The 1024-nt window shown below is 67.0% G+C and carries 2 protein-coding genes; both read right to left on the bottom strand.

All coding sequences use genetic code 11. The annotated features are described in order from the left end of the window. Positions 1-422, bottom strand: a 422-nt coding sequence (locus tag FJ980_RS34305) for an RNA polymerase sigma factor (protein ID WP_140547747.1), incomplete at its 3' end; no start/stop codon positions are given. 44 nt (positions 423-466) lie between these two features. Further along, complete coding sequence (locus FJ980_RS34300; protein ID WP_140547746.1) at positions 467-910, bottom strand: EF-hand domain-containing protein; 444 nt, start codon at positions 908-910, stop codon at positions 467-469. Positions 911-1024 lie beyond the last annotated feature (114 nt).

Genomic DNA, 1024 nt, shown 5'->3' with positions numbered 1-1024 from the left:
TCCTGATAGTAGACCAGGATGATGGCTTCGCGCTGCCGCGGCGCGATGGCTCGCAAGGCCTGTTCGACGCGCCACGTGTCTTCCCGCGGCTGGGTATCCGGAAGCGGCGCCGGGTCTACCACCTCCGGCAGATCGTCTGTCACCCATTCGCGGCGGCGGCGCAGCCGGTCGTAGCAGAGGTTCAGCGTCACCCGGTGGATCCAGGTGTCGAAGCGGGCATTGCCGCGCCGCCAGCCCGAGGCATGGCGCCAGAGTCGGACGAAGGTCTCCTGCGCGACATCCTCGGCTTCCGCCGCGTCGCCCAGCATGCGCACGGCAAGCGCCACGATACGCGGCAGTTTGCGCGCGACCAGCGTTTGCACGGCCGCCGGATCGCCGGCGCCGATACGACGAACCAGATCCTCGTCCGGATCCGCGCTCATCGGCTGGCGCACCCCTGATGGTCATCGCGTGCCATTACCCCCGTTCATTGCTCCGCCTTGGGAGCGGTTTTATGGCCCGGCATTTCGTCGACGCTCAGAACGCCGTCGCCATTCTTGTCCAGCCTGGCGAAGCGCTGGGCGAAGAACGCATCGAGCTCGGCGCGGTCGATGAAGCCGTCATGGTTCGAGTCCGCGCGCGCAAAGGACTGTGTCGGGTCGCCCTTGGTGCCGCGCTTTGCCTGGAGGACCTCCCATTCCAGCAGGCTGATCTTGCCGTCGCCATCCGTGTCGGCGGCCATGATCGCCTTCTCACGCCGCTTCTGGAACTTGGCCAGCGTGATTTCGGGCCTGGTCTTTGACGTGGCTGGCGCGGCAGCGGGGGGCGGTGCAGAAGGGGACGTCGCGGCCGGAGGCTGTGTCGCCGTCTGGGCGAACGCCGTGGCGGTCAGCAGGCTCAAGGCAGCGGCAAGGATCGAACGGCGTATCATGCTGGCGTCTCCGGTTGGCGCGCTGCCATGGCATTGTGCCGTGGCGACGCTTCTTCCGTTAAACGCAGCGGCGGTAGAAATCCGTCGGTGACTTTTGTGCCGGCAGGCGCATGC

The sequence above is a fragment of the Mesorhizobium sp. B1-1-5 genome, from assembly GCF_006443065.1.
Lineage (GTDB): Bacteria > Pseudomonadota > Alphaproteobacteria > Rhizobiales > Rhizobiaceae > Mesorhizobium.
The sequence above is the reverse complement of the archived record's forward strand: the minus strand, read 5'-3'. Positions and strand labels throughout refer to the sequence as shown.

Coding starts and splice junctions, on each gene's coding strand:
- FJ980_RS34300 (WP_140547746.1), bottom strand. CDS start 910: ATGATACGCCGTTCGATCCTTGCCGCTGCCTTGAGCCTGCTGACCGCC.